Genomic DNA, 4,094 nt, shown 5'->3' on the forward strand with positions numbered 1-4,094 from the left:
CTGCGGGACCTGCACGAGGCCGGCTGTGACCTGATCACCATCACCCAGTACCTGCGCCCGTCCGAGCGGCACCTGCCGGTGGACCGCTGGGTCAAGCCGCAGGAGTTCGTGGACCTGCAGGAGGAGGCGAACGAGCTCGGGTTCCTCGGCGTGATGAGTGGCCCGCTGGTCCGGTCCTCCTACCGTGCCGGCCGGCTCTGGGCCACCGCGATGCGGAAGAAGGGCTGGGAGATCCCGGCCGAGCTCGCCCACATCGAATCCTCCGGCAGCACCCGCCAGGAAGCCAGCTCACTGCTCGCAGCACGATCCTGAGCAGCAAAGTTGTTGTGCCCTGAGGGCCGGCACCGGGCAACCTCCGGCGTCCGGCCCTCAGCCATAAATCACGTAGAATTGAGGCACTATGGCGAAATCCCCTGATTCCAGTAACACTTCACCGGCGGCCGACGGCGCCCCGAAGCGTGGCCTCTTCTCGCGCAAGCCAAAAGAAGCGAAGGTCAAAAAGCCCAGCCGGCTCAAGCAGATCGGCGAAGTCTTTAACATGACCCGCCGCCACGACCCCATGGTTCCGTGGCTGATGCTGCTGGTCTTCCTGGGCGTTGTGGCCATCAGCTTCCTGGTGGGATTCTGGCTGGAGAACTGGATCACGGGTCTGCTGATCGGCATTCCCCTAGGCCTCCTTGGTGCCACCCTGATCCTGTCCAGGCGGGCCGAGCGCGCGGCGTTCGCGCAGATCGAGAACCAGCCCGGCGCTTCAGGCGCTGCACTGGGCACCCTCAAACGGGGTTGGGTCACCGAGGACCAGCCCGTTGCCGTCAACCCCCGCACCCAGGATGCCGTGTTCCGCGCCATCGGCCGTCCCGGCGTCGTCCTGGTCAGCGAAGGCCCCACCGTCCGCGTCAAGCCGCTGCTCGATGCGGAGCGCAAGCGCCTGGCGCGCATCCTCCCGAACGTCACGGTCCACGTGATCGAAAGCGGCCGCGGCGAGGGCCAGGTTCCCATCAGCCAGGTGGCCAGGAAGATGGGCAAACTGAAGAACGAACTGACAAAGCTCGAGGTGAACGCAGTGTCCAAGCGCATCTCGTCTTTGGGTAACCGCCTCCCCATCCCCAAGGGGATCGACCCCTACAAGGCGCGTCCCAACCGCGGACGCTAAGAACCTGGAGACCGCCCCGGTTCCGGCTCAGGCCGGGCACCGGGGCGGTCTTTTTTGCGGCGCCAACCGTCGCGCCAACGCATCCTGAGATCGGAGAAGCCCATGAAAATGCCGCTGAAAACTGTTGTTATCCGTACCTTCCGGATCCTGGCGGTGGCCGAGGCGTTCAGCTGGGCGGCCCTGCTGACCGGCATGTACTTCAAGTGGATCGCCCAGACTAGTGAGCTGGGCGTGGAGATCGCCGGACCCATTCACGGCGCACTGTTCGTCGGCTACGGGGTAGCTGCCCTGGCGTTGTGGCGGCTCCAGCGCTGGCCGTTCGCGGTGGCGCTGTTTGCGGGTGTTTCGGCGGTCTTCCCGTTCGCGACCATCGCCTTCGAGCGCTGGGCCGGGAAGCGCGGTCACCTCACCAGCAGCGCAGCACGCACTTCAGAAGTCAAGGAAACCGCTGGCGTCTAGGACAGACCTGCGCGGGAGTATCTAGCGCCGCACCAGGACTGTGTTCATGGCTTTGTCGTGCAGGCCACGGTGGTCCGGGTCGAAGATTACAGCGGGGATAACGAGGCACAGAAGGACCGCGCGGACCACCCCGGCCAGCAGGCCTGCCGGCGCCCCGCCCAGCCGGACCACATGGATACCCACGATGCGGTGCCCGATGCTGTAGCCGAGGGTTCCAACCAGGATCATCTGTTCGGCGGCAAAGATAGCCAGGGTGGCCCACGAGTCACCGCCGAAAGCAAAATTGCTGATCAGGATGGCCAGTCCCCAGTCCAGCATGATGGCAACAATGCGCCGTCCCGCGCGGGCGATGGACCCGGGTCCGGATTCGGGCAGCCCCAGCCGCTCCCCAGGATATTTGGAGATGCCGGAAGTATCCGGTCCGGTGAGCCAGGAACCAATGTCGTTGCGATCTACCACCGTCCAATCCTACCGACTCGTCACCGTTCGCAGCGTGGAAACCGCTGGACCACGGTGAGGTCAGCCGCTAGCGTTGCGTGGGCAGGGCGTTCTGTAACCTGCCCGAAACAATGCGGACACTGTCGGGAAATGACATGTCCATAAGGTTGGTAGCAGTTTCAAGCAATAGCCCGAGCAGGGAAACGCTGTTTCCCTGCCCTTCGGATTGCGCTGGACCAGACGGCTTGCAGCCAGATATTTACATATGCGATAGGAGCATAGATGTTCAAGAACGCGGACGAAGTCCTCAAGTTCATCAAGGACGAGGAAGTTAAATTCGTCGATATCCGCTTCACCGACCTCCCCGGCGTCCAGCAGCACTTCAACGTGCCGGCCAAGAGCGTTGACGCTGATTTCTTCGTCAACGGCCAGCTCTTCGACGGGTCCTCCATTCGCGGCTTCCAGGGCATCGCCGAATCCGACATGCAGCTGATCCCGGACGTCACCACCGCATTCCTGGACACCTTCCGCATGGAAAAGACCCTTGCGCTGAACTTCTCCATCGTGAACCCGCGCACCGGTGATCCGTACCACCGCGACCCCCGCGGCGTGGCAGAAAAGGCTGAGGCCTACCTCGCCTCCACCGGCATTGCCGACACGGCGTTCTTCGCTCCCGAGGCCGAATTCTTCGTCTTCGACAACGTCCAGTACCAGTCCTCCCCCGAGGGCAGCTTCTACAAGATCGACTCCGAAGAAGCTCACTGGAACTCCGGCCGCGAAGAAGAAGGTGGAAACCTCGGCTACAAGACCCCCGTCAAGGGTGGCTACTTCCCGGTTTCCCCCACCGACAAGCAGGCCGACCTCCGCGATGCCATGTGCATCGCCCTGGACGAGGCAGGCCTTGAGGTCGAGCGCAGCCACCACGAGGTAGGTTCCGCCGGCCAGGCTGAAATCAACTACAAGTTCACCACCCTGACCCACGCGGCTGATGACCTGCAGAAGTTCAAGTACGTCATCAAGAACACGGCCGATGCCTGGGGCAAGTCCGTGACTTTCATGCCGAAGCCGGTCTTCGGTGACAACGGCTCGGGCATGCACTGCCACCAGTCGCTGTGGACCAATGGCGAACCGCTGTTCTACGACGAAAAGGGCTACGCCGGCCTGTCCGACACTGCACGCTGGTACATCGGCGGCCTGCTGCAGCACTCCTCCGCAGTGCTGGCCTTCACCAACCCGACGGTCAACTCGTACCGCCGCCTGGTCAAGGGCTTCGAAGCCCCGGTCAACATGGTTTACTCGCAGGGCAACCGCTCCGCCGGCATCCGCATCCCGATCACGGGTTCCAACCCGAAGGCCAAGCGCATTGAGTTCCGCGCTCCGGACCCGTCCTCCAACCCCTACCTGGCCTTTGCTGCCCAGCTGATGGCCGGTATTGACGGTATCCGCAACCGCATCGAACCGCCCGCTCCGATCGACAAGGACCTCTACGAGCTCCCCGCCGAGGAAGCCAAGGACATCCCCAAGGCTCCGGGGTCGCTGGAAGAAGCACTTGAGGCTCTCCGGGAGGACAACGAGTTCCTGCAGGCCGGTGGCGTGTTCACCCAGGACCTGATCGATACCTGGATCGAGTACAAATACGAGTACGAGATCCGCCCGCTGTCCCTGCGCCCGAACCCCTACGAGTTCGAGCTCTACTACGGCGTCTAGCAATATCCCGCGGCAAAAGCGGCGGTAGCCACAGAAAGTCCGCAAGAATCGAGTTACAGCGAAGGCCGGTCCCATGCAACAGCACGGGGCCGGCCTTCGTCGTGGACGGATCTACTCAGACGAAATATTCAATCCGCAGGTCAGCGTCCCGCTGGCATTCCCGCAACGAGCGCCCGGGCAATTAGGTACCTGTTGCCTCAAAGCAATACCTCCGGCAGAGATACTTCGTTGCCTCATTTGAATATCCCCGGATGGGTGTCTTCGTTGCCTCGTTGGAGGCCTCCGGCGGGCCGCTTCGTTGCCTCATTGAAAAAGCTCCGGGTGGTTCAGGCGTTCC

The 4,094-nt window shown here is 62.9% G+C and carries 4 protein-coding genes and 1 pseudogene; 4 read left to right on the plus strand and 1 reads right to left on the minus strand.

Going from position 1 to position 4,094, the window contains the following annotated elements; all coding sequences use genetic code 11:
* The 3 genes and pseudogenes from AC1DIM_RS19535 to AC1DIM_RS19545 all read left to right on the plus strand — a co-directional run.
* Window positions 1-312 (plus strand): annotated as a pseudogene (locus AC1DIM_RS19535) (lipoyl synthase); the annotation flags it as partial.
* Window positions 313-400: 88 nt separating this feature from the next.
* Window positions 401-1,153 (plus strand): DUF4191 domain-containing protein, encoded by a 753-nt coding sequence (locus AC1DIM_RS19540; protein WP_477712139.1) that lies wholly within the window; start codon window positions 401-403, stop codon window positions 1,151-1,153.
* A gap of 108 nt (window positions 1,154-1,261) precedes the next feature.
* Window positions 1,262-1,612, plus strand: a complete 351-nt coding sequence (locus AC1DIM_RS19545) for a DUF3817 domain-containing protein (protein ID WP_477712140.1) — start codon at window positions 1,262-1,264, stop codon at window positions 1,610-1,612.
* Between the two features lie 21 nt (window positions 1,613-1,633).
* On the opposite strand, the gene AC1DIM_RS19550 is transcribed toward AC1DIM_RS19545, so the two are convergent.
* Complete coding sequence (locus AC1DIM_RS19550; protein WP_477712141.1) at window positions 1,634-2,071, minus strand: RDD family protein; 438 nt, start codon at window positions 2,069-2,071, stop codon at window positions 1,634-1,636.
* Between the two features lie 261 nt (window positions 2,072-2,332).
* Here AC1DIM_RS19550 and glnA point away from each other — a divergent pair, with 261 nt between their 5' ends.
* On the plus strand, window positions 2,333-3,757 hold the full coding sequence (glnA, locus tag AC1DIM_RS19555; RefSeq protein WP_477712142.1) for a type I glutamate--ammonia ligase: 1,425 nt from the start codon (window positions 2,333-2,335) through the stop codon (window positions 3,755-3,757).
* Window positions 3,758-4,094: the final 337 nt, after the last annotated feature.

It is taken from the genome of Pseudarthrobacter sp. 01T43, from assembly GCF_056398665.1.